General features: G+C 38.1%; 28 protein-coding genes and 2 pseudogenes. 12 read left to right on the top strand and 18 right to left on the bottom strand.

What is annotated here, in order from left to right:
* Nucleotides 1-184: 184 nt before the first annotated feature.
* Nucleotides 185-448, top strand: coding sequence for a 30S ribosomal protein S20 (rpsT, locus tag HHO41_RS10080; protein WP_169098091.1), 264 nt, complete (start codon nt 185-187; stop codon nt 446-448).
* A 37-nt stretch (nt 449-485) separates the two neighbouring features.
* On the opposite strand, the gene holA is transcribed toward rpsT, so the two are convergent.
* Nucleotides 486-1,508 (bottom strand): DNA polymerase III subunit delta, encoded by a 1,023-nt coding sequence (holA, locus tag HHO41_RS10075; protein ID WP_169098089.1) that lies wholly within the window; start codon nt 1,506-1,508, stop codon nt 486-488.
* Nucleotides 1,509-1,825: 317 nt separating this feature from the next.
* Between holA and HHO41_RS10070 the strand changes: the two genes are divergently transcribed.
* Nucleotides 1,826-1,957 (top strand): YqzM family protein, encoded by a 132-nt coding sequence (locus tag HHO41_RS10070; protein WP_169098087.1) that lies wholly within the window; start codon nt 1,826-1,828, stop codon nt 1,955-1,957.
* Between the two features lie 103 nt (nt 1,958-2,060).
* On the opposite strand, the gene HHO41_RS10065 is transcribed toward HHO41_RS10070, so the two are convergent.
* The 3 genes from HHO41_RS10065 to HHO41_RS10055 all read right to left on the bottom strand — a co-directional run bounded on the left by HHO41_RS10065 (nt 2,061) and on the right by HHO41_RS10055 (nt 5,621).
* Complete coding sequence (locus HHO41_RS10065) at nt 2,061-4,376, bottom strand: DNA internalization-related competence protein ComEC/Rec2 (RefSeq protein WP_169098085.1); 2,316 nt, start codon at nt 4,374-4,376, stop codon at nt 2,061-2,063.
* A 90-nt stretch (nt 4,377-4,466) separates the two neighbouring features.
* Nucleotides 4,467-4,895, bottom strand: a complete 429-nt coding sequence (locus HHO41_RS10060) for a deoxycytidylate deaminase (protein WP_169098083.1) — start codon at nt 4,893-4,895, stop codon at nt 4,467-4,469.
* Between the two features lie 99 nt (nt 4,896-4,994).
* Nucleotides 4,995-5,621 carry a helix-hairpin-helix domain-containing protein gene (locus HHO41_RS10055; protein WP_169098081.1) on the bottom strand — a complete coding sequence of 209 codons (627 nt, stop codon included), beginning with the start codon at nt 5,619-5,621 and terminating at the stop codon, nt 4,995-4,997.
* Between the two features lie 85 nt (nt 5,622-5,706).
* On the opposite strand from HHO41_RS10055, the gene comER reads away from it, so the two are divergent.
* Nucleotides 5,707-6,537, top strand: a complete 831-nt coding sequence (gene comER, locus HHO41_RS10050; RefSeq protein ID WP_169098079.1) for a late competence protein ComER — start codon at nt 5,707-5,709, stop codon at nt 6,535-6,537.
* A 76-nt stretch (nt 6,538-6,613) separates the two neighbouring features.
* Here the strand turns inward: comER and HHO41_RS10045 are convergent, their stop codons facing one another.
* The 8 genes from HHO41_RS10045 to HHO41_RS10010 are packed head-to-tail and all read right to left on the bottom strand — an operon-like array spanning nt 6,614 to nt 11,643.
* A complete protein-coding gene (locus HHO41_RS10045; RefSeq protein ID WP_169098077.1) occupies nt 6,614-7,363 on the bottom strand; it encodes a class I SAM-dependent DNA methyltransferase in 750 nt (249 codons plus the stop codon).
* Nucleotides 7,360-7,716 (bottom strand): ribosome silencing factor, encoded by a 357-nt coding sequence (rsfS, locus tag HHO41_RS10040; protein ID WP_169098075.1) that lies wholly within the window; start codon nt 7,714-7,716, stop codon nt 7,360-7,362. Before rsfS ends, HHO41_RS10045 begins: the two co-directional genes overlap by 4 nt.
* A 4-nt stretch (nt 7,717-7,720) precedes the next feature.
* The gene (gene yqeK / locus HHO41_RS10035) at nt 7,721-8,287 is read right to left on the bottom strand and encodes a bis(5'-nucleosyl)-tetraphosphatase (symmetrical) YqeK (protein ID WP_169098073.1); all 567 of its coding nucleotides are present in this window, start codon (nt 8,285-8,287) and stop codon (nt 7,721-7,723) included.
* Nucleotides 8,277-8,846: a nicotinate-nucleotide adenylyltransferase gene (locus tag HHO41_RS10030; protein ID WP_169098071.1), complete on the bottom strand. Its 570-nt coding sequence runs from the start codon at nt 8,844-8,846 to the stop codon at nt 8,277-8,279. Before HHO41_RS10030 ends, yqeK begins: the two co-directional genes overlap by 11 nt.
* Nucleotides 8,847-8,864: 18 nt before the next feature.
* A complete protein-coding gene (gene yhbY / locus HHO41_RS10025) occupies nt 8,865-9,155 on the bottom strand; it encodes a ribosome assembly RNA-binding protein YhbY (protein WP_169098069.1) in 291 nt (96 codons plus the stop codon).
* Entirely contained in the window at nt 9,155-9,988 is an 834-nt protein-coding gene (gene aroE, locus HHO41_RS10020) for a shikimate dehydrogenase (RefSeq protein WP_169098067.1), read from the bottom strand. Before aroE ends, yhbY begins: the two co-directional genes overlap by 1 nt.
* Before the next feature lie 29 nt (nt 9,989-10,017).
* Nucleotides 10,018-11,124 carry a ribosome biogenesis GTPase YqeH gene (gene yqeH / locus HHO41_RS10015; protein WP_169098065.1) on the bottom strand — a complete coding sequence of 369 codons (1,107 nt, stop codon included), beginning with the start codon at nt 11,122-11,124 and terminating at the stop codon, nt 10,018-10,020.
* 3 nt (nt 11,125-11,127) lie between these two features.
* Nucleotides 11,128-11,643: a YqeG family HAD IIIA-type phosphatase gene (locus tag HHO41_RS10010; RefSeq protein WP_169098063.1), complete on the bottom strand. Its 516-nt coding sequence runs from the start codon at nt 11,641-11,643 to the stop codon at nt 11,128-11,130.
* Between the two features lie 338 nt (nt 11,644-11,981).
* On the opposite strand from HHO41_RS10010, the gene HHO41_RS10005 reads away from it, so the two are divergent.
* Nucleotides 11,982-12,122, top strand: a complete 141-nt coding sequence (locus tag HHO41_RS10005) for a sporulation histidine kinase inhibitor Sda (RefSeq protein WP_169098061.1) — start codon at nt 11,982-11,984, stop codon at nt 12,120-12,122.
* A gap of 20 nt (nt 12,123-12,142) precedes the next feature.
* Here the strand turns inward: HHO41_RS10005 and HHO41_RS10000 are convergent, their stop codons facing one another.
* Complete coding sequence (locus HHO41_RS10000) at nt 12,143-12,946, bottom strand: phosphatidylserine decarboxylase (RefSeq protein ID WP_169098059.1); 804 nt, start codon at nt 12,944-12,946, stop codon at nt 12,143-12,145.
* Between the two features lie 112 nt (nt 12,947-13,058).
* Between HHO41_RS10000 and pssA the strand changes: the two genes are divergently transcribed.
* Nucleotides 13,059-13,598, top strand: a complete 540-nt coding sequence (pssA, locus tag HHO41_RS09995; RefSeq protein ID WP_169098057.1) for a CDP-diacylglycerol--serine O-phosphatidyltransferase — start codon at nt 13,059-13,061, stop codon at nt 13,596-13,598.
* Between the two features lie 133 nt (nt 13,599-13,731).
* Here pssA and HHO41_RS09990 read toward each other — a convergent pair.
* Nucleotides 13,732-14,127 (bottom strand): annotated as a pseudogene (locus tag HHO41_RS09990) (sigma-70 family RNA polymerase sigma factor); the annotation flags it as partial.
* A gap of 769 nt (nt 14,128-14,896) precedes the next feature.
* Between HHO41_RS09990 and HHO41_RS09985 the strand changes: the two are divergent.
* From HHO41_RS09985 to HHO41_RS09965, 5 genes are all read left to right on the top strand, one after another.
* Nucleotides 14,897-15,124 carry a helix-turn-helix transcriptional regulator gene (locus HHO41_RS09985; RefSeq protein WP_169098055.1) on the top strand — a complete coding sequence of 76 codons (228 nt, stop codon included), beginning with the start codon at nt 14,897-14,899 and terminating at the stop codon, nt 15,122-15,124.
* 62 nt (nt 15,125-15,186) lie between these two features.
* The gene (locus tag HHO41_RS09980) at nt 15,187-15,783 is read left to right on the top strand and encodes a hypothetical protein (RefSeq protein WP_169098053.1); all 597 of its coding nucleotides are present in this window, start codon (nt 15,187-15,189) and stop codon (nt 15,781-15,783) included.
* A gap of 85 nt (nt 15,784-15,868) precedes the next feature.
* A complete protein-coding gene (locus tag HHO41_RS09975; RefSeq protein ID WP_169098051.1) occupies nt 15,869-16,075 on the top strand; it encodes a hypothetical protein in 207 nt (68 codons plus the stop codon).
* A 1-nt stretch (nt 16,076) separates the two neighbouring features.
* The gene (locus tag HHO41_RS09970; protein WP_169098049.1) at nt 16,077-16,340 is read left to right on the top strand and encodes a hypothetical protein; all 264 of its coding nucleotides are present in this window, start codon (nt 16,077-16,079) and stop codon (nt 16,338-16,340) included.
* Between the two features lie 76 nt (nt 16,341-16,416).
* Nucleotides 16,417-17,061: a hypothetical protein gene (locus HHO41_RS09965; protein ID WP_169098047.1), complete on the top strand. Its 645-nt coding sequence runs from the start codon at nt 16,417-16,419 to the stop codon at nt 17,059-17,061.
* Between the two features lie 183 nt (nt 17,062-17,244).
* On the opposite strand, the gene HHO41_RS09960 is transcribed toward HHO41_RS09965, so the two are convergent.
* On the bottom strand, nt 17,245-17,478 hold the full coding sequence (locus HHO41_RS09960; protein ID WP_169098045.1) for a hypothetical protein: 234 nt from the start codon (nt 17,476-17,478) through the stop codon (nt 17,245-17,247).
* A gap of 560 nt (nt 17,479-18,038) precedes the next feature.
* Here HHO41_RS09960 and merR point away from each other — a divergent pair.
* Together merR and HHO41_RS09950 are read left to right on the top strand one after the other, a co-directional pair.
* Nucleotides 18,039-18,434, top strand: a complete 396-nt coding sequence (gene merR, locus HHO41_RS09955; RefSeq protein WP_169098145.1) for an Hg(II)-responsive transcriptional regulator — start codon at nt 18,039-18,041, stop codon at nt 18,432-18,434.
* A 31-nt stretch (nt 18,435-18,465) separates the two neighbouring features.
* Nucleotides 18,466-18,666 (top strand): hypothetical protein, encoded by a 201-nt coding sequence (locus HHO41_RS09950; RefSeq protein ID WP_169098043.1) that lies wholly within the window; start codon nt 18,466-18,468, stop codon nt 18,664-18,666.
* 157 nt (nt 18,667-18,823) lie between these two features.
* On the opposite strand, the gene HHO41_RS09945 is transcribed toward HHO41_RS09950, so the two are convergent.
* The 3 genes and pseudogenes from HHO41_RS09945 to mtnN form a co-directional block, all read right to left on the bottom strand.
* Complete coding sequence (locus tag HHO41_RS09945; RefSeq protein ID WP_169098041.1) at nt 18,824-20,350, bottom strand: recombinase family protein; 1,527 nt, start codon at nt 20,348-20,350, stop codon at nt 18,824-18,826.
* A gap of 235 nt (nt 20,351-20,585) precedes the next feature.
* A pseudogene (locus HHO41_RS09940) lies at nt 20,586-20,960 on the bottom strand (sigma-70 family RNA polymerase sigma factor); the annotation flags it as partial.
* A gap of 473 nt (nt 20,961-21,433) precedes the next feature.
* On the bottom strand, nt 21,434-22,135 hold the full coding sequence (gene mtnN, locus HHO41_RS09935; RefSeq protein ID WP_169098039.1) for a 5'-methylthioadenosine/S-adenosylhomocysteine nucleosidase: 702 nt from the start codon (nt 22,133-22,135) through the stop codon (nt 21,434-21,436).
* Nucleotides 22,136-22,185: the final 50 nt, after the last annotated feature.

The raw sequence follows: 22,185 nt of genomic DNA, 5'->3' as shown, positions 1-22,185 counted from the left end.
TCCAATTCTTATCCTTTCCTTTTCATGGAATAAACATTCGTATTTAGGCAAATTAACAGCAGAGTATTGCAATTATTTTTGGCGTTTGATAAAATATCACTTGTTCGTTCTTAATTAAATGTTAATGAATGCGAAAGTGTAAATCGAGTTGATATAATCTCGATCTTTTTAGGAGGTGAACGGAATGCCAAATATTAAATCTGCTATCAAACGCGTACAAACTAGCGAAAAAGCAAATGCTGCAAACACTCAAGTTAAATCTGCAATGCGTACTGCAGTAAAGAAAACAGAAGCTGCTGTTGTAAACAATGATGCTGCTGTTGCACAAAACTTTGCTGAAGCTGCAAGCAAGCTTGACAAAGCTGCTGGTAAAGGCTTAATCCACAAAAACGCTGCTGCAAGAAAGAAATCTCGTTTAGCGAAGAAAATCAATTCTTTAAACGCTTAATGTTATAAAAAAAACGACCCGATTAAAGGTCGTTTTTTTATTTTTTCATGTTTAATTGAAGCAAAAACAATTCAATCAGCATTTCCTTATTCATTCCACCAGTTTTCATCTGGAAATCTGCATCAGCCAATAAACGCATCATATGCGTTAATTCTTCATCAGAGAAACTTCGAGCATGCCCTGCTGCCAACTTTACCCGATATGGATGAATTTTGAGAAAACTAGCCATTTGTTGCTGACCATAGCCCCGTCTTGAAAGCTCTTTTACCTGGTAGATCAACCTAAATTGCCCAACAATCATCGCTAAAATTTTAAGTGGTTCCTCATTTTGCTTTAACAGATCATAAAAAATCCGTAACGCGCCTTCAACGTTTCGTCCGACAATTTTATCAATCAAAGTAAATATATTTTGTTCCAATGATTTTGCAACCAATTTCTCAACAATTTCTTCGTCAATATATTTTGAATCGGTAACATATAATGTCAGCTTGTCCATTTCTCCAGCCAACATAAATAAATTTGCCCCTACTAGCTCTATCATTCGTTCGGCAGCTTGATCAGTTATTTGAATGTCTTGGACAGTTGCCCGTTCATGAATCCATTGCTTTAATTCAGGCTGAGAGAGTTTTTTTGCCTCAAACAACGCCGAAACCCGTTTTAATTCCTTTGTTACTTTTTTCCGCTCATCTAATTTCTCATAGGGCGCAATAAATACCAGCACAGAATATGGTGCCGGTTCCTTTAAATATGCCTCAAGTTTGGCAAGATTATGTTCAACCTTTTCCTTCGTTTTTTCTGCTGTAAGAAACACGGGATTATGTAAAAATATTAGCCGCTTATCCCCTAAAAAGGGTAACGTTTCAGCATCTTCCAATACTTCCTCAATGGGTGTTTCCGCTAAATCATAGCTCGACAAATTAAAATCAGACTCATCTTCAGCTAAGACATGGTTCATTAATAATTGCTTTGTTTCATTTATGAAAAAGGTTTCTGCACCAAATAATAAATAGACAGGAGCAATTTGTTTTTTTCTGATTTGCTTCCAAATTTCAAAAATCACTGAGTCTCTCTCCGATCACTTTCCAAAAATAAACTGCCTCTCACTATCGTAAAGAAGCTAACGCAATTTGACAAGTGCATTGGAGGGAGGGAATTGACAAATCCGTTATTTGCCAATCCCCTTTTTTATAATAAACGTCGTAAACATAAGGCCTAGGATCTTACTTTACGACGGTATCACGTTTGTAATGATATTTTTAACGAAATTCGGGTGAACTATTTGTGACAACTCTTGTCAGTAAAGGAAGTGAAAAGAGAACTCTAGATTTTTTTGAATGTTTAGCTTATACTAAAAAATGATATAGGGGAGGGATTAATGTGAACGAATTTGAAAAGCTTGTCGACAAACGTAATGATGCTCTCGACTCAGGTATGGGGTTCTTCGTATCATTCGGATTTTTCGCAACACTTTTTATCATTGCAACAATTATAGATGTTGTCGGATCTTAATTCGACCGCTACATAGTATCACTTTTTAGACTGCATTTATGATGCAGTCTTTTTCTTTTTTACTAGCTGGTCTTTAGGGGTTATTGGCGTGATTTACATTATACTATGGAAGCATCACTGAAAAAGTTCCTGGTCCGTTTTTAAAAAAATAGGAAATTGCTCCGTTTTTATCAGTTCTATATATAGTCATTTGATGCGACGCCAATCGTGTCAAAACACTACCATGTGGATGACCATAGCGATTGCCTTCGCCAACTGAAATTACCGCTATTTCAGGCTGAAACTGTTGTAACAATTCCTCAGATGAAGATGTCTTGCTACCGTGATGTCCCACCTTTAATACATCCACATCGATGAAAGGATAATTTTCAGCTAGCTCCATTTCACCTGTTTCCTCTATATCTCCGGTAAACAACCATGTTAATCCACCGATCTTAGCATAGAGCACAATGGATTGATTATTTTTGTCAAGCTCAACACCGGAACCCGCAGGTGCTAACACCTTAAACAAGGACCCGTCATCCCCCCATTGCTTCCCTTCATATACATAATGAATCGGAATTCCCTTTTGATTCGCTTTTCGTACGATTTCAAGTTCAATATCTGATTGAGCTTTCACTTTAGGCAGTAATATCTCCGTGATCGATAATTCTTCTATGACAGCACTTGTACCACCCACATGGTCCATATCACCATGAGTAAGAATCAATTTATCAAGCGTTGAAATCCCTTTACTTTTTAAATAAGGAACAATAATATCTTTGCCAACCTCAAAGTTCGTACGTTTTTGCTGCCATGTATCACCACCAAAAGGCGGATTACCACCAGTATCAATTAAATAAGTTCCTTTGTTAAAGGGTAATTTTACTAAAATCGCATCACCTTGTCCGACATCGATGAAGGTCACTTCTCCATAAGGAGACCAATTTTGAATCACCGCTATAACAACAAGAGGTATCACAATCAGCAAACTGTTTTGAAGTCTGTTGAAATTGTCTTTTTCCAACTTGTAAAAAATCACTAAAATCGAGACAGATAATAATAGCAGAAGGAATTTTCCTGGCTTGCCTAATATCATCATATGAAAGGGCAAAGCAGAAATCATGTTTATTCCATCATTAACAATCATGATTAATTTATTTGTTGCCCAAAGTAAGGGATTAATGATAAACGCTAAGAAAGGATGCAACACAAAGACTATAAAGAAAAATGGAGTAAGAAATACAGAAAAAAACGGAACAAACAATAAGTTTGCTGCGATGGAAAGAAGAGAAACTTCAAAGAAATGAACCAAGATTATCGGGAGCGTCGCAAGCTGAGCAATATATGAAGTTAAAATCAATTGGCTTATTCCCGCTTCATTTGTAAATATATACGGTGTAGAAAGCAATAAAGCGACACATGCACTAAATGAAAGTTGAAAACCAATATCATAAATAAGATAGGGTGAACACAACACTAAAATTAAAAAAGCACAGCACAATGCATCTAAGGGGTTTAAGCGCCGACCTCCCCACTTTAAGCTGATGAGAATGACGAGCATCATCATCACTGCTCTAACCACAGAAGGTGTTGCACCAGTCAATATAGCGTATAAAGGAAGAAATACCATTAAAATTGTGATCATTTTTTCTCGAACCATTCCGATTCTTAAGCCAATGTAGAAAAGTACCCCAGTTAACAATGTAACTTGCAAGCCGGAAATTGCCAACAAATGAACGATACCAATTTTCTGATAAGCAGTAACTATTTCACTATTCATATAGCTTTGATCACCAAATAGTAGGGCTATGGCGAGTGATGCAGTTGGCTCTGGAAAATACTTAGATACGTAATTTATCCCGGCGGTGCGAATTTGATCCATTAAGGAAAAGAATGTTGGACTTGTCGCCTGGCAGTTTCCTGGTGGTATAGAATTTACGTTGAAAATCCAATAAATTTGCTTGGTGAATAAATACTGCTGGTAGTTAAAGACATTGGGATTTTTAGAAGGTGATGGAGGTTCTAGTGTTCCAGATAAACTACAGATGAAACCGTATCGGAGTTCACTTTTCAGGAGAGCTTTTTCTTGGGGCGAATGTATTCGATAACGAATCAGAAGTTTTTCATGTGTTGTTTGCTCGATTCCGTTAATGAGCAACACATCACCATTGAAATCTGTTTGCAAAAGCTGCACTTGTACACTCTGTTCTGAGCCTGTTAACTCCGTTTTATTGTGGATGCTCGCCCAAAAACCAACACCACTATAAATGATAAATACTAACACAAATAGGAACAGGTGAAGCTGGGTCATTGATTTGAAACGATAAAGAAAATATAGATAAAACAGCATCAGCAATACCATTAATCGATCACTTTCTAAAGCGCTTAATATTCCTATAAGGGCGGCTATGGCCAGATAAATACCTTTTCCTTTCATTAGCATGATCCTCCATTATTTATACCAAAGCGATGAAGGTGCTTGTCCATTACTCTGGCACAAGCATCTTCATCCCGCAAAGATTTCATATTATTCCTCTTTTGTTCCTTCAACTAGGTGAACCACTTCGATATTTTTTAAGAAATGCTCATTCCACTTATTTGGATATTCATTTTCAAATACAATTCTTACAATACCTGCTTGTGCCAATGTTTTTGCACATTTTTCACAGGGTTCATGCGTCACATAAGCAGTAGCACCTTTTAAATCTGCTCTTTCGGCATGCAAAACACTGTTTTCCTCTGCATGTAAACATCTAATACAACGACCTTCTTCATTTAGCAAACAGCCTACCTCTTCACAATGTTCATGACCGTGAATCGAACCATTATATCCAGTAGAGACAATATGCTTATCTTTCACGATTACACAACCGACTTTTAAACGATTACACGTTCCCCGTGTCGCCACAACATTGGCGATGTCCATAAAATATCGATCCCAGCTTTTTCTTGACATAAGTTCCTTGCTCCTTTTGAAAATATCATACCTATTCTGCTCGTCAACATCTCTTTATTAGTGTAATGCCAAGGGATACGCCCGTCAATCAGCGAAAAATTAGTCAATTGTGATTTTTTCTTTTAATTTTTCAAAGGTCTTTTCACCAATACCACTAATTGATTTAATGTCTTCAATTGTTTTAAACGGTCCAGTTGTCTCTCTGTATTCGATAATTGCTGCCGATTTGGACGGACCAATCCCAGGGAGTGTTTCAAGTCCGGCTGCATCAGCGGTATTGATGTTGACTTTTTCGCCATCTGTTTGCCCACCTGTTACGCTTGGTATAGGTATTTCATTGACCACTTCACCGACAGCTGGAATATAAAGAATCATCTCATCTTTCACATACATGGCAAAATTAATTTTTGAATCGTCCGCGCCTTCGGTTAATCCACCAGCACGTTTAATTAAGTCATGGACACGTTCCCCTTCAGTTGCTTGATATACACCTGGTTTCATTACCTCTCCCTTAATATCAATCATGATTATTTTCGGGGATTGTCGTTCTTCCGGATTTGTTTCAACTGCATTTACTTTAGCTTTGCTCTCGGTTTCTTGCATATTGGGCTCAGTGACAGGAAGTGTAACAGCAGGACTTGCAAATAAATAATAATAAGCCATTACAGCTACCACAAGCATACCGCCAAAGGCGTAAAGCTTATTTTCCTTTATCCACTCTTTCACCTTGTACCATCCTTTCCATAGTTATATTCTTGAAAATCTATTCATATGGTATATGAGAAACCTGTTCATGAAGGAGGATAGAGTCATGAAAATTGGTGTTATCGGCATCGGAAATATGGGGAGGATTTTAACAGAAGCCATGCTAGAACAAGCGGCGGTCGCTCCATCTTCCTTAACAATTACAAACAGAACGATGAAAAAAGCATTGGTGCTTAAAAATAAATATCACGATATTTCTGTTGTTTCCACGAATAAGGATGTGGCAAACAACTCTGATCTAATCTTTTTATGTCTGAAGCCACATGACATTTTCAAGGTCATTCAAGATATATTACCCTATATTTCAAAGGATAAATGTCTGGTTTCTATTACAAGCCCGATAAGTGTTGATCAGCTTGAAGCAATCGTTCCATGCTCAGTTGCCCGAGTTATTCCCAGCATCACCAATCGTGCTAAAGCAGGAGTATCTTTGGTTACCTTTGGTTCTCAATGCACAGGAAAATGGCGGTCAACTCTAAAACGCATGTTCCGAAAAATATCAGTACCGATCGAAATTGACGAAAAGGTTACCCGAGTTGCTTCTGATATTGTCAGTTGTGGCCCAGCCTTTTTCAGCTATTTAACGCAGCGTTTTATTACGGCTGCAGTAAAGGAGACAGAAATAAACGAAGCAACCGCCAATATTTTAGCCAGTGAAATGTTAATTGGTCTTGGTGAACTTTTAAAAAATGGCTATTATACATTGCCGACATTACAAGAAAAGGTATGTGTTAAAGGTGGAATCACCGGTGAAGGAATTAAGGTTTTAGAAGAAGAATTGGGTGATGTGTTTGAACATGTATTCCATGCAACTCATTCGAAATTCAGAGAGGATATTGAAATAGTCAAAAAACAATATCCTAGTATAAATTCTTGATTGCTGTTAAAATTCCTGCGCTTTTTCATAACTTATAAAAAAAATTTGAGAGGGAGACAATCGTCCCCCTCTCTGTTTATCTTTTTCTGGCAGTGAAAAAAATCCGTTCTGAATCTTCTTTGGGAGTTTCATCAGTGAAATCTGCCCCGATATTAAGTAATTCAAATCCAGACTCTTCTAACCATTCAACATATTGCTCAAAGGGATAAGTTCTTTGCATATGTATTTCATCAATACGCTCATAATGGCCACTCTTTCCATCAAGCACAAAAAAACTCAATTCATGCTCGACGCTGTTCGGCGTTTCACCAGGAAAACACTGCCAAATATATGAAATGTCGTCCTCATTCAATACGAAGGGGCCCTCGCTTAGAAAAATATCATTCATCTTAAACAGCGAATGGACATCAAACATGAATATTCCATCAGGTTGCAAATGCAAAGCAACCCGCTCAAACGTCCGTTTAACCTGTTCACTTGTTTGCAAATAATTTAACGAATCGCAGAAAATTGTAACAACATCAAAGGGCTCGAATCCTTCAAGCTCCGTCATATCCTGCTGATAAAAAGCAATCGGTAGCCCTCTTTCACTTGCCTTAGCGTTGGCCACCGCGAGCATATCTAAAGAAAGATCGACTCCAGTTACATTATAACCAGCTTCAGCTAACCAAATTGAAAATTCACCTGTTCCACAAGCTAAATCCAAAATCCTATTAGCCTGAACTTGATATTTGTTCGTCTGCCGAAGGACGAATTCAACCCATTGATCATATGGTGTGTCTTTCATTAAATCGTCATAAACATAGGCAAAGCCATTGTAGGTCATTGATTTAACTCGCTTAGTACATTTTCGATTGGAGCATCTCCCCACAAGCGTTCAAGCTTATAATAGCTCCGTTCGTCTCGATGGAATATATGGACGACCACGTCGCCTAAATCCACCAAGATCCACTTCGCTTCATCAAAGCCTTCTGTTCGTTTCACTGGGAATTGTAATTCATCAACTTTCTCTTTAATTTCTCTGGCAATTGCTTGAACCTGCTTATCAGAATTACCGTGACAAATGACGAAGTAATCAGCAATCATCGAAATCCCTTGCATATTTAGTACTAAAATATCTTCTGCACGTTTGTCATCAGCTGCTTTAACAACTGTTTGTAATAAAGTTCTTTCTGTCATGAAATCATTTCTCCTTAGTTAAAATGAGATGATTATACGTATCAAATGTGTCAGGAAACACAGGTTGGTTCTTTTTTAATAAAAAAACAATTGTGTTTTTCATTGAAGCGATTAATGCATCTGTTAGGCTTGTTTTAGCCAATTCTCTAACTTCTTCCACACCGGGAAAATGCCGCCCCGGTTCAATATAGTCTGCTAAATAGATTACTTTTTCCAAGAGTGTCATTTCTGTTCTGCCTGATGTGTGGTAACGAACAGCGTCTAATATATCCGGATCAGTAATACCAGCTTCTTTTTCAATCAAGTATGCGCCAACTGGTGCATGCCATAGCTCGCTGTTGTATTCCAAAAGAAGCGGATTCATGCCCTCTTTGACAATAATTTGCCGCATTTCTTCTTTTGGACGAAACTTGGCGTAATCATGAAAAATCGCAGCCAATTCCGCTTTTTTCTCGTCAGCCCCATAAAGTTTTGCCAGTTCAACAGCAGTTTCCATCACGCCAAGCGTATGCTGATACCGATGCTCCGTTAATTGAACTTTTACAATTTGTAAAGCTGTCTCACGATTCATAAAGCTTTTTCTCCTCTATATACTCTTGTACTGATTCTGGGACCAAGTAACGAATCGTTTTATTTTCCTTTAGCCGATCACGAATTAATTTGGACGAAACTCCCATTTCAGGAACCGTTACATTAATAATCGGAAATTCCGTTATTTCTTCATAATCTGGTCGATTTACTCCGACAAACTTGACAATATTAATCAACTGATCAATTTTATACCATTTAGATAAATATTCAACCATATCTGCCCCGATAATAAAATAAAAATCAATCTCCGGGAACATTTCGTTCATAAGCTTCATCGTCTCATAAGTATATGATGGCCCAGATCGTTCAAGTTCGAGTTTTTCAATTCTAAATTTAGGATGACCGCAGGTTGCAAGTTCGAGCATCTTTATTCGGTCTATATTACTCGCTCCACCGGATTTAGACTTGTGAGGCGGTTCCTGATTTGGTAAAAACCATATTTCATCTAATTCAAGTGCTTCAAGCACTTCATTGGCGATCAGGAGATGACCGTTATGAGGAGGATCAAAGGTTCCACCTAGTATGCCGATTTTATTCAACAACAGCCCTCCTCCATACTATGGCAATACGATTTGTTTATTTTCTCTTGATTCTTTGTAAAGGACAACCGTTTTTCCAATCACCTGAACAAGCTCAGCTCGACAGCCCTTTGTAAGCTGATTTGCCACTACATCCTTATCTTCCTCACAGTTTTGAAGGATGCTGATTTTCATTAATTCCCGGACCTCCAAAGCCTCCGATATTTGCTTAATCATATTTTCATTTACTCCACCCTTTCCTACTTGAAAAATAGGGGTGAGATGGTGTGCTTGTGAGCGTAAAAACCTTTTTTGTTTTCCAGTTAACATTATTTTCCTCCTAATTGCATTTCGACAATTTGCTTCATTCTTTCCGTATTAGGAAATATACCTGTCCACAATTCAAAAGCAAGTGCTCCTTGATACACAAACATATCAAGACCGTTTTGAATCTGTGCTCCACGCTGTTTTGCCTCGGTCAAAATTCGAGTCTCAAGCGGATTATAGATGATATCACTTACAAATGCTCCTGCTTTTAATCTTTCAGGACTCAATGGAACTTCATTCACCTTTGGTGACATCCCAATAGAAGTTGTTTGTATGATGATATCATACTCTTCCAAGGAAAGCTCCGCTTCGTTCATTTCCAAGGCACTAGCCTCAATTTCATATGGGCACTCGTTGATAAGAGCTTGAGCTTTTTCAACTGTCCTGTTGGCCAGATCCATTCTTCTAACGCCTGCTTTAGCCAGGGAAAAAAACAATGCTCGAGCTGCCCCGCCTGCTCCAATCATCAGTACCCGTTTATCTTCTAAATCTGAAACATAATGAGTTAGCGCGCGAACATACCCATTTCCGTCAGTATTATAGCCAATAAGTTTCCCCTCAACATTAACAACTGTATTGACTGCACCGATTGCTTTAGCTAACGGATCGATTTCATCTAGGAGTGACATAATCTCAACTTTATGAGGTACAGTGACATTAAAGCCGCTCACTCCCAACACCTTTAATCCATTGATCGCTTCTGCCAATTTTTCCTTTTTAACATGGAACGGAAAATAATGAGCATCAAGCTGATACAATTGAAATAGGTCATTGTGCATAAGTGGCGACATCGAATGAGCAATCGGGTCGCCAATCACCCCGAATAATTTTTTCACTTTCCTCTCCCCTTTGTAACACACTTCATCTAGATTAATGATTTTCGGATCATCACTTCGACACCTTTAGGTACATGAGCAGCTATTTTTACACCTGGCTCATTTATGGTCACCCAACCAAGCCCTGAGAAAACCACATCAGTTTTTGCTTCTTTAATCGTAAATTCATGGCGAACTAGCTCAGGAAAATGTTCCAGTTGTTCAGGGCGCGGTGGTGTTAATAATTCCCCAACATGATTCTGATAAAGCTCGTCAGCGTTTTCAAGTTTCGTACGATGAATCGAAAGTTCGTTTGATAAATAACAAGTAAATGAATGACGACCGCCACTAATATAATCAAATCTTGCCAAGCCTCCGAAATACAAGGTTTGACCTTCATTTAACTGATAAACCTTTGGCTTAATTTCCTTTTTTGGTGTGATGAATTTAAGATCACGCTTGTCCACATAATGAGCCATCTGGTGATGATTAATAATTCCAGGAGTATCGATTAATGCTTTCCCATCAGATAATGGAATTTCAATAATATCAAGCGTCGTACCTGGAAAATGTGAAGTGGTAATCACATCTTTTTCACCAGAGAATTCCTTAATTACGCGATTAATAAAAGTTGATTTACCGACATTCGTACACCCAACTACATATACATCTTTTCCGTTGCGATAATCCTCGATAGCTGCCACTGCTTCGCGAATAAATTGTCCTTTAGACGCACTGACTAAGAGAACATCCTCGGCCTTTAACCCAAGCTCTCTCGCTTCTTGCTTCATCCAATGGATTAATTTATTTGGCTTAACTGATTTCGGCAATAAATCGACTTTATTACCTATTAATAGAATTTTATTATTCCCGACAAAGCGATGCAAACCAGGCAGCCAACTGCCATTAAAATCAAAGATATCAACGATTTTAACAATTAGAGCATCCTTTGTTCCTAAGCCATTTAAGATTTTCAAAAAATCATCATCAGTTAGCTGAACATCTTGAACTTCATTATAATTTTTCAGACGAAAGCAGCGCTGACAAATGATGCTTTCCTTTTCTAATGCTGATTGAGGCGCGTAGCCTAATTCATCAGGATGCTCCGTTTGAATTTTTACACCACAGCCAATACACGCAAATTGTTCTTCACTCACTCTTTAATCCTCCCATTGAATCATTCCTTTTTTTCTAAACCAATTTAAGATCACTCGTTCCATTTGCCGATTAAATTTTGTGAAAAAACCATCAGTTTTTGCTACAGGAACAACCAGTATCGTGTGGATACCACTTCGATTTCCACCAAAAACATCTGTTAAAAGCTGGTCCCCGATAACAACAACCTCTTCCTTTCTCACATTCATTTGTCTTAATGCTTTTTGAAATGCTCGTCCCATTGGTTTCCTCGCTCGAAAAATATAAGGAATTTTATGTGGCTCAGAAAACGCCTTCACTCGCTCTTCGTTATTATTTGAAACGATTGTAATCAAAATATTATTTTTTTCCATATCTTTAAACCACTCAATGAGCTTTGGAGTCGCATTGGGCCGATCCCATTCCACCAGTGTATTGTCCAAGTCTGTAATGATTGCTTTAATCCCACGTGATTTTAACTGCTGTGGGGAAATGTCAAATACACTTTTCACATGTTGGTCAGGTAAGAAATTTTTTATCAATTGTTACACCTCATATTCCTAGTACATTCATCATGCATTTTCTTATGTAGAAATTAATCGAATTCATTCCTATTATGGTATCTTCGTTTAAAAGTTTTCGACAGTTTCTCCCTTTTTGATATCCTGTGGATAACTTTATGCACACTATCAAGTCTATCCTTTTCACTTTCGAGACATTTATAAACATATTAATCACAGGTTATCCACTACCTATTGTGGACAAGAGAACGGTTGTTCTTGCATTTTTTATTTGATAGAGTAGTGTTACAGAAAGCATCTTACCATGATATGCCAAAGAATGAAAAATGATTCCTAATAATTATTTTGGAGGTTGCTGTATGAGAAAGCTATCAGATCACCTACTGCTTGAATCATATCACAAAGCTAAGGAGCTTAAGCTAAACCCAGATTTTATTCGCTTAATTGAAATGGAACTTAAACGTAGATCTTTAATTCACAACATAAAAGTTTCTTCGTAATACGCTTAAAGCCATACGGCTTATTTTTTTTCTTCAAAACCATTCATCTTTATTTCACCCAATTTTTGACCAACAATCACTGGAGTTGGCGGTGCTAGCTCTGGACTCAAAGTAAATGTATTTTTTTCAAACAATAAAACAACGGTTGAACCAAATGTAAAATAAGCTAATTCATCGCCTTTATTAATTTTTGAACCCTCATGAACCATTTCAATTGAATTAACAAACATTGCACCCACTTTTACAACAGCGATATGTCCGTTTTCATGCTTGATTTCCGAAATTCTTCGATAGTTTTTCGAAAGTGGCCGGCGTCCATATTTTAGCCCTAGCTTATTTACTGGATAAGATTTTTTGCCGAGTGTCCACTGTTCGATAATTTCGCCACTAACTGGACTATGAATCCGGTGATAATTTGTTGGACTCAAATATATAACCATGTAGCTTCCTTCTAAATATTTGTTAAGAACCGCTTCACTTCCTAGCATTTCACCAATTGAATACATTTTTCCTTTTACTTTAATTTCGTTTGATTTACTGATGATCCCAAAATCCTCTAACACTCCATCTACAGGACTGGTTACTGTGTTAACTGAGGAATCTTGGATACGTGCATCCGGCTTCAATCTCCTTGTAAATAAATCGTGTAATGTGGAAAATTCAGGAAGTTCTTTTTCCATTTCCAACAGATTGAGATTATAGACCTTAGCAAATGAAGGTATAATAAAACGACTTAAGCGTGAAGTAGCAAATCGTTTTAACAAGCCTGACGTCAGTCGACCATTTGTTAATTCAATTAAAATTCTGTACAATGTGCTAAGCATGCACTGACCTCCAAATATGTAAATAATCTTTACTCACATGCATAAAAGTTTTAAAATTAAATAATATTATATAAGTTTATTAACCCCTTCCGTTCTAAGGAGTGAGGAAAATTTGTTTTTACTTGAAGTATTTGATCAAACCATCAAGAAGTTAAAAAGTCAAACAGCAAACGTTTTAACTCTTACAAATTTAGGGCTAGGTGGATATGCAATCATCGTTGGCTTAAATGGTAATTTAAGACTCAGTCTCCTACTTATTTTTGTAGCAGCCCTGGCAGACCGCTTTGACGGAATGGCCGCAAGAAAGTTCCAGATAGAATCAGAACTTGGAAAACAACTCGATTCCATGAGTGATATTATATCATTTGGAGTCGCCCCTGCACTATTATTATATCAAGGAATTTTATTTGAATTTGGCGCACCCGGAATTTTTTTCACAGTCTTCTTCATTGGTTGTGGTGCATTTCGCTTAGCTCGGTTCAATATTTCCGAAAACAATGGGTATTTTACCGGATTACCGATTACTGCAGCAGGTTGTCTTGCCACGTTAAGCTTTCTGGCAATACCACACGTACCGCCACAAGGATTCATTTTTATTATGATTGTGCTATCACTGTTAATGATTAGCCCGTTTAAGCTTAAGAAAATATAATTCTGAATGATGACTTCACAAAAAAACAGCACGATGCTCAAGTGCTGTTTTTTTGTATTATTTTGGATTTCAGAGTGTGAAAATATTCTTTGCAACTGTTTTTTAAAATTTTTGATTGCAACGCAAGGAAGAGTTAACTGTTCCCATTTTTCCGTTTTTCTTTTTCAGCACGATAAAATTCATGAAACATTTTCATCAGTGCCCTTTTTTCTATCCGCGACACATAGCTCCGTGAAATTCCCAGTTCCTTAGCGATTTCCCGTTGTGTTTTTTCTTTTTGCAAATCAAGACCAAATCGACCAATGATGACTTCTTTTTCACGTTCATCTAATACATCAATGTATTTTTTGACTTTTTCAAGCTCCATATTTAGCTGGATTGTATCGATTACATCCTCCGACTCACTTTTCAATACATCGATTAAACTAATCTCATTGCCTTCTTTATCCTGTCCAATTGGATCATGTAAGGAAACGTCCTTTTTGGTCTTCTTTAAAGCTCTTAAATGCATCAAAATTTCGATTCTAATGTCAAATGTGTGCATAGTCAAGGACAAGTTTTTCGAAGTTATGCCAATAAATATTACAAAATTGTTACAAAAATATTAAATTTGTGTTAAATCGTATTTGTGACGCTTGTCAAGGGATTTTGCGGTTGAATTACGAAGTAGAAGTCGCTTAGATAACGTTAGTATTTCGTTAGTTTCAACGAAACTTCGATACAATACTTCGCTTGATAGTAACCATTCTTTCGGAACTAAAAATCAAGTTCCTCAAGAACGGTGCAAGCAAAGCTTGCTTAACTTTGGAACATAAGTGACAAAGTTAATTAGATAACGACAAAGATATTCGCAATATAGATTCGATTAGATTGTCGCAAATTACGAAGTAAACGTTAATACGTAATAGATGTCAAAGAAGATTAAACGAAAATACATAAAATTAATCCTTACCGTTTCCGTATGCGGCATTGACATACAATCGGTTATTCCTCCGAGAAAATGCGATTGGTTGCGAGCTTTTTACCGTGACCGTCGCATTTTTTTATACATTGTATCTTGTTTTTTACGAATTTAGTCCAATTGTAACTTACAAGGGACGTTTTAGAACAATTGATAATTAGAAGCGGGTTCTTTAACGGGGGAATCCGCTTTTTTACAACTGAATATTGGTTGCCGACCCAAGTTCGATTTGACCTATCGAAGCAGCGTGCAGTAGTGCGATTGCCCGTCTTATTGGCGGGACATTACTTTTTGGTCAAGAACTTGTTTTTTACTAATTTAAAAGGAGGTTGAAAGTATGGAAGGATTTGTTGTCAAAGCATTGCGGACGAATCTAGGACTGAATCAAGGCGATTTTGCCCGTGAAGTTGGCGTATCTCAACAAATGATTTCGCTAATTGAATCTGACAAATTGCCAATTTCCGAACGACTTAAACAACGAATCATTTACCGATTCAACGTTAAGCCAGAAGAAATCGAAGCAATTCGCAATTTGAAAATCATGCGTAGGTTTGAAAGTGAATGAAAAAATCAAATTGAAAATTCAAACGCAACATTGTGTTGCGGTAAAAAGGGGGGAGTTGATTTATGTCAAAGCAACAATTGGAAGCGGTCAAGTCTAAAATTCAAGAATTGGAAAACAAGCAAGACGAATTGACGAATCAAGTAATTGAATTAACGCAAGCAATCGAAGATTCAACCGAACAATTACTTTTAGGGATTGTTTCTGAATCCGACGTTGAACAAGCAAAGGTATTGTTGAACGATAAGAAATCTGAACTTGCCGAAACAACCGAACTTCTTCAACGTGCCTATGCAGTACGCAAAAAATTAGCGGTTGAAAAGTTTGTTCCGTTCGCAAAAGAACACCGTGAAAAACGGTTGAAGGAAATCCAATCCCGATATGACAATAAGGTTGAATCCGTGATTGCTGCAAGAAATGAATTATTGAAGCAATTAGCGGAACTTGGTCAAATTAAGAACGAAATCGGGAATGTAAATCAAGAATACAACAAAACAATGTTTGACTTAGGGATTCCTACCGATAAGTATGGTCGAACTATTAATGAACGAAAAGTCTATTCACCAAAGGATTATACTCCCGAAGAATTTTGTCTTGGATTAAAGACTGAAACACAAGAAAAAACGTATTCCAGCGGTCGTGTTCCCGCTTGGGTGAAGTAATTATGAATGTTCTTGCAATGATTCATTTCTTGATTGCAGTTTGGTCATTGGTCATAATTGAAAAACATTTTGGTGGTGTATCGGAATGACGGCACTCGAAATGTTAGTGAAACAGACGGAATATGAAGTTAAAACGCTTGATATGATTCTTCGCATGAAACGCGAACGCAAGTCGCTTGAAGATATTGCGAAAGAAGTTGGCGTATCTACAACCGAAGTCCGTATCGCACGACCTAAGGGATTGGAACGGGCAAAGGAACGTCTTGAAAGATATAAAAGGGGGTTGAATTAATATGGCATATTCACAACGTAAAGCATTAGAAGAAATTGCGAAAGGTTATGCGGAAAGTCCGAAGTCAAAGAAGATAGTCGAGGAAGCTAAGAAAAATGAAAAGCATAACGTCGAGCAAATTGAGTATTGGCGTAAATTGCTTAATGAAGGACACAATCTTCCACCAATTTGTTTAATTGCAATTGGAATGTACGACGAGCAGATCCGCCAGCAGAAGGAACGTGAAAAAAGTGGAGAATTAACAACAATCGAATTAAAGAAGTAAGGACGTCCTTCGGGGCGTCTTTTTGATTGGTCAAAATGAACACACCAAAACGAACTTGGGATAGGAGGTCATCAATATGTTTGTTGAAGCTGATGGAAATATTAGATTTGAACCAATAAATGAAAACGAGGTCAAATTGTTGAATTATATTAAGAGAAAGAACGGTTTGCACGGTTGTCGCCGATTCAATGACTTCAAGTTCAACGACGACCGAAGTGTCACAATATTCTTGAAGGACGGGCGGGAAACACTAATTTCGAAGCATAGATTGTCGGAAGTATTGCAGAAAGGAAAAGTCGCCGCTTTCTTAGGGAACAATGGAATTTACGCAAATATCGCCGTTGGGAAAGGAATTCGAAGAAAGGAACAATTGCATAGATTCATCATGCGTCAGGAACTTGCCAAATACAACGGATTTTTCGAAGAAACGGGAATGTCAATTCAAGTCAATCATAAAAACGAACAAACTCTTGATAATCGGGACGAAAACCTTGAAGTGGTTACCGACCGTGAGAATTGTTTGAAATATAAATTGAACCATGCAAAAGGATTTACGAAGACGTCAAGCGGTAAATACCAGGTTGGAGTTTGTGGAAAGCATATTGGGACGTTTGAAACAGAATCAGAAGCCCGTGCAGCATACGTCAAAGCGGTCAAGGCGGAATTAAAGCGATTGGAACAAATACGAATGAATTGGTTGAAATCGAAAGGTCACGCATAGGTCGAACTTGGGAACGCACAAGAATACGTTCCCTATTACATAAAACACCCGCAAGCCTGTCGTTATATGTCCGATTATAGAAATATCACTTTGTCTCTTTATTGTGGTAAAGTGTTGATGCGTAAGGGATTAAACGGTCTTTCGTTATGTCACACGAATACCAAAAGTGACATTGGCGTTATATCATTGCACGTTTATTGCACGTTCAACGGTTTCTTGAAATCCTCGCTTTCCATGCAATATATGTTCCGTTTTGTCCGTTTTTTTTTCATCGAAAGGAATTGCCCCAACGTTTGCAGTCGCAAGGGATTCCAGCGTTTTTGTTGCGGTACAATAGGACATAAGCGGAAATTGACTTCGATATAATTGTTCGAAACTCCAAAGACGACGAATCGGATATCCCAACGAATCAAACACGACGAATCACCAACGAAAGAATACGGGTTCGTGCGGTCTTGTATATTTCAATTCGTCCTATATTGCCTATTATATGACGAATAGCAATAGGTTTGTCCATAAGATAGTAATTGTAATGACGGGTTGTCTTCCGTATGTTTATACATCGCTTGCTATTTCATTGCAAGACCGTACATAGCCTTATGGTGAACGACATTTAATTCATGAATAACCATTCGGAATGATTCAATCGCAACACACACGCAAGTAAACGAAGAAACGGACGAAATATTCGACCCCACCCACGGGGGGACGGGGGGGGCATTTCGGCGGAAGAAGACGCATTCAGAATATACACAACAATTTTGAAATATCGGGTCACTACACGTCAGGGAACGTCCTTCAAAAGTGAATGACCAAACGTAGGCGAGTATCTTGTTATGATATTACAAAAATATGAAATGAAATCCAGTGTGGTAAAAGTCAATTCTTCTTCAACTAACGGTAGCTAGTAATGAAAAATATTAAAATTTTCTTTACACTGTACTATGGTACAGGCTTTATAATTTGTATGGGGTGATATTATGTATGGGATTGGTGAGCTTGCTAAAAATTGCGGTATCAATAAAGAAACAGTAAGATATTACGAAAGAGTAGGTTTGCTTAAAAATACTCCTCGAACCAATGCTGGTTATAGGATGTTTACGGAGGAAAGTGTTAAGCGTATAAAATTTATCAAGAGGTTTCAAGAACTAGGATTTACTTTAAGCGAGATTTCTAAATTACTTGGGGTTGTAGATAAAGATGATGAACGATGCCTTGATATGTATAGCTTTGTTGTCGATAAAATTGCGGAAGTACGAGCGAAAATTGGGGATTTAAAAAGAATTGAACAAATGCTGCTAAAGTTAGAGGAATGTTGCCCCGACAATAAAGCTATATACGAATGCCCAATAATTGAAACGCTAGATGATTGAATGTAGTAAATAACAGAAATGGGGGGTTAATATGGTCATACAATCAAATATGTCTCCAAAAGCAATAATTGACGTCTGGGAAATTACGATACCTATTTTTGCGAAATTTAATGTACCAATAACAGATAAAGCATTAGAAAGTAATGTTGATTCTGAGATTCTTTTGGGACTTCTTGCTGAATTAAATACAGCTGTTGGAAGTTCCTCCGTTACCTGTATTGAAGGCGGCTGACAAATGCCAACTAAAAAGGAGTAGGTTACTCCCATAAAAAATGAACTTTACTTTGAAGTGGTACTCCTAATTTAATTAAAGGAGTGCTTACTTCATTTTGAACCGTCGAAATGTGGTTTTTTGTTCGAAAGAAAAGACGCTCCGCCCTTGGAACGTCCTACAATGAAATGAAGTCAATTTTTCCGTTTGAATATACACGAATTTCCCGATATAACATTCGAAGTAATTCTTGTTTTTCTTCAATCGACATAGATTCGGGATTTTCGTTTTCAAAATATCGTTCAACCGCCTTTGCCCGAATTTCGTCGTTGACTTCGTTATTTTTCCGTTCTTCAATCAATGCAGCGGTTTCTTCCTTCAACTTCAACAAGTGATCTTCTTTTTCTTTTAACTCTTTCAATTGGTTGCGAATATCTTCTTCGTCCACAATATCGGCATTGTTCGTCAAAAAGTCGAGAAGACGTTTCCGCCCCGATTTAATGCGAACGAGTTCCGATTCAATGCGTTGCAATTCCGATTCTTCGAATGAAATTGAATCCTGGGATTCGGTTGTTGCCGCAACTTCGGAATATGCCGATTCCCCTTCGGTTGTAATGACATTGACAAAATGATTCCATACATAAGCGTCAAGGTCTTCGCATTTTACCCGATTTCCACAACCCTTATGCTTCGCCCCTGCGGTATTCTTGACGTCGGAATATTCAAAGACATAAGTTCCCCAATTCTTCGCCCGTCGCCCCGTCATGGTATTGCCACAATCGCCGCAACGAACCAATCCCGAAAGAAGATATTTGTTCTTTGAAGTACCAGCCCAACGACGTCGGGATTCCTTCAACAACTTTTGGGCAAACTTGAATGTTTCCTTTTCGATAATCACTGGAACTTCGACGGGAATCCATTCTTCTTTAGGTCGTAAGGTCATTGAAACCTTTTCGTCGTCTGAATCCTTGTATTTGTTGACAAGCATTCCTTCCGTATTCCATTTGTTGTGATAGAATACACCCGTGTAGGTTTCATTCATAAGAATCTGGCGGACTACTTGCCTATGCCAAACGCCTTTTCGTTTTTTGGTCGGAATTCCTTTGTCGGTCAAATAGTGGGCGATTCCATTTATACCCTGTACCCGCCCCCGTGGGTCGGTAAATAGTTCGAAAATCAATCGAACAATCTTTGCTTCGGGTTCATATATTTCAAGTTCTTGCGATTCCTTGTTGAACTTGTATCCATAAACTTTGACGTCTTTGACGACTTTGTTCTTTCGAGCCTTTGCACGTCTTCCGTTGGTCATACGTTCTTTGATTTTCGCCTTTTCGAATTCCGAGAATGCCCCACGCATTTGATAGAACAAAATTCCTTCGGGTGTATTCTTGTATTCTGAATTGACGAAGATTAATTTTGCTCGTTTTTCGATTTCTTCCGTAACAATCAATTGATTCGCAAGTTTCCGTGATAAACGGTCGGGGTCATAGACGATAACTTTGTCAATTAGTCCTTCCCGAAGGTCATTCCGTAATTTTGAAAGTGCCGGACGTTCAAGGAATCCCCCCGAATAGCCGTCGTCCACGTATTCAATACATTCCGCATTTTTGCCCGCCTTTTCACGGCATTGGCGAATTTGGTCTTGAAGTGAATATCCGCTTTTAGCTTGTTCTTCTGTTGATACCCGTGCGTATAGTGCAATCATTGTTCCGTCGTTCCCTTCTAATTTTTTCTTTAATTGCGTTATAGCAATTAGCAATTAGTCGGTCGGTTGCGTCGCTTCTTATGAATTCGGAATGAAATTTACTTGCGGAGATATAACCTTTTTTACTCATTGGTGTCGTCCCTCCCGTTTTCAATTTCGTGGTTGCTTCACAAATAAATGTGTTGTGTGAAAACGGTTATTGTGACGTTAAGAGGAAATATTTTTGAAATGATTGTTTCGAAGTGATACGCAACACTATTGACTTTACAATTTCATTCTCTATGCAACGCGCCGCATAGGTTGCAAGCTTCGTTCCTTTTCCCTCTGAATAGCTCTCAATCGCTTTTATTAACCCAATCGTACCTATCGAAATCAAATCCTCGGAATCCTCACCAGTATTTTCAAATTTTTTCACTATATGGGCAACTAGTCGCAAATTATGCTCAATCAGCATATTACGAGCATGCTGATCGCCATCTGCCATGAGTCGTAAGTATTTTCGTTCATCTGCAGCAGACAAGGGCTGAGGAAATGCATTATTTTTTACATATGAGACTAAAAAGACAATTTCTTTTAGTAAGTAACCAAGTGCTGTCAGTATTCCAGACATGAATTCACCCCCCGCGAGATTAGGCCTTAGCCTATAACTAATTCCTATGTGCTAAGAGGTGAGATTGTGTCTGTCCGGTAGTTTTTTATCAAAAATAAATTACACTCTGAACTGTAACCTATAAACTGAAAATATTTGTGTTTAAGCATACTCTTATCCGTCTATTGGTGACAATTTGGGCCTCCACACAGGGAATCTGTCACCAAGTAGGGGGATTGGTGACAATTTGGGCCTCCTACAAAGAGAATCTGTCACAATGAGGGGGATTGGTGACAATTTGGGCCTCTCACAAAGAGAATCTGTCACCAATAAGGGGGATTGGTAACAATTTGGGCCTCCCACAAAGAGAATCTGTCACCAATACGGGGGATTGGTGACAATTTGGGCCTCCACACAGGTAGTCTGTCACCAATAACCTCTCATGATTTTGCTATAAAAAAACCAAGGCTCCGTATAGAACCCTGGTCAGTAGTTTAGCTATTTTTTAATCCAGTCACGATTTTCATAACGAGTGTTGCAGAATTGACTGCTGCTTTATCCAAATATTGTTCAAATGAGACATTGGACTCTTTTCCAGCAATGTCAGACAAAGAGCGGATAATCACGAATGGTACATCGAACTGATGAGCAACCTGTGCAATTGCTGCCGCTTCCATTTCTACGGCTTGGAGATTGGAAAATTTAGAGCGTACAAATTCTACCCGCTCAGGATCATTCATAAAGGTATCTCCCGTCGCAATCACTCCCGTAACCACTTGAATTCCCTCGATTTCCTTAGCGCTTTGCTCTGCAATCACTACAAGCTTGTCAGTAGCCGTAAAAGCAGCCGGTAAGCGAGGAACTTGACCGTACTCATAGCCAAATACAGTGACGTCGACGTCATGATGACGAGCTTCAGATGAAATAACAACATCACCAACATTCAAGTTCGGATCAAATCCACCGGCTGACCCTGTATTAATTATGTAATCTGGAGCAAATTTTTGCAAAAGGATCGTTGTTGACATGGCTGCGTTAACTTTCCCAATTCCTGAGCGAAGCAAGATGACTTCGACCCCATCCATGATTCCTGTTGTAAATTCACAGTGTGCTATTGTTTCAACCTGCTGATTTTCAATATTTTTTCTAAGTAAGCTTACTTCTTCTTCCATTGCTCCGATGATGGCAACCTTCATGCTTTTACCTCTTTTCGTAAGTTATGTATCTTTGTTAGCCGCAACTACCA

It is taken from the genome of Bacillus sp. DNRA2 (genome assembly GCF_012843265.1).
Classification (GTDB): Bacteria; Bacillota; Bacilli; order Bacillales; family Cytobacillaceae; genus Bacillus_BU.
The sequence above is the reverse complement of the archived record's forward strand: the minus strand, read 5'-3'. Positions and strand labels throughout refer to the sequence as shown.

Excerpts from the sequence above, each read along its gene's own strand:
- rpsT (WP_169098091.1), top strand. The coding sequence starts at position 185 with ATGCCAAATATTAAATCTGCTATCAAACGCGTACAAACTAGCGAAAAA.
- HHO41_RS10065 (WP_169098085.1), bottom strand. The coding sequence starts at position 4,376 with ATGAAAGGAAAAGGTATTTATCTGGCCATAGCCGCCCTTATAGGAATA.
- HHO41_RS10060 (WP_169098083.1), bottom strand. The coding sequence starts at position 4,895 with ATGTCAAGAAAAAGCTGGGATCGATATTTTATGGACATCGCCAATGTT.
- comER (WP_169098079.1), top strand. The coding sequence starts at position 5,707 with ATGAAAATTGGTGTTATCGGCATCGGAAATATGGGGAGGATTTTAACA.
- HHO41_RS10045 (WP_169098077.1), bottom strand. The coding sequence starts at position 7,363 with ATGACCTACAATGGCTTTGCCTATGTTTATGACGATTTAATGAAAGAC.
- rsfS (WP_169098075.1), bottom strand. The coding sequence starts at position 7,716 with ATGACAGAAAGAACTTTATTACAAACAGTTGTTAAAGCAGCTGATGAC.
- yqeK (WP_169098073.1), bottom strand. The coding sequence starts at position 8,287 with ATGAATCGTGAGACAGCTTTACAAATTGTAAAAGTTCAATTAACGGAG.
- yhbY (WP_169098069.1), bottom strand. The coding sequence starts at position 9,155 with ATGTTAACTGGAAAACAAAAAAGGTTTTTACGCTCACAAGCACACCAT.
- HHO41_RS10005 (WP_169098061.1), top strand. The coding sequence starts at position 11,982 with ATGAGAAAGCTATCAGATCACCTACTGCTTGAATCATATCACAAAGCT.
- HHO41_RS10000 (WP_169098059.1), bottom strand. The coding sequence starts at position 12,946 with ATGCTTAGCACATTGTACAGAATTTTAATTGAATTAACAAATGGTCGA.
- HHO41_RS09985 (WP_169098055.1), top strand. The coding sequence starts at position 14,897 with ATGGAAGGATTTGTTGTCAAAGCATTGCGGACGAATCTAGGACTGAAT.
- HHO41_RS09980 (WP_169098053.1), top strand. The coding sequence starts at position 15,187 with ATGTCAAAGCAACAATTGGAAGCGGTCAAGTCTAAAATTCAAGAATTG.
- HHO41_RS09975 (WP_169098051.1), top strand. The coding sequence starts at position 15,869 with ATGACGGCACTCGAAATGTTAGTGAAACAGACGGAATATGAAGTTAAA.
- HHO41_RS09970 (WP_169098049.1), top strand. The coding sequence starts at position 16,077 with ATGGCATATTCACAACGTAAAGCATTAGAAGAAATTGCGAAAGGTTAT.
- HHO41_RS09965 (WP_169098047.1), top strand. The coding sequence starts at position 16,417 with ATGTTTGTTGAAGCTGATGGAAATATTAGATTTGAACCAATAAATGAA.
- HHO41_RS09950 (WP_169098043.1), top strand. The coding sequence starts at position 18,466 with ATGGTCATACAATCAAATATGTCTCCAAAAGCAATAATTGACGTCTGG.
- HHO41_RS09945 (WP_169098041.1), bottom strand. The coding sequence starts at position 20,350 with ATGATTGCACTATACGCACGGGTATCAACAGAAGAACAAGCTAAAAGC.
- mtnN (WP_169098039.1), bottom strand. The coding sequence starts at position 22,135 with ATGAAGGTTGCCATCATCGGAGCAATGGAAGAAGAAGTAAGCTTACTT.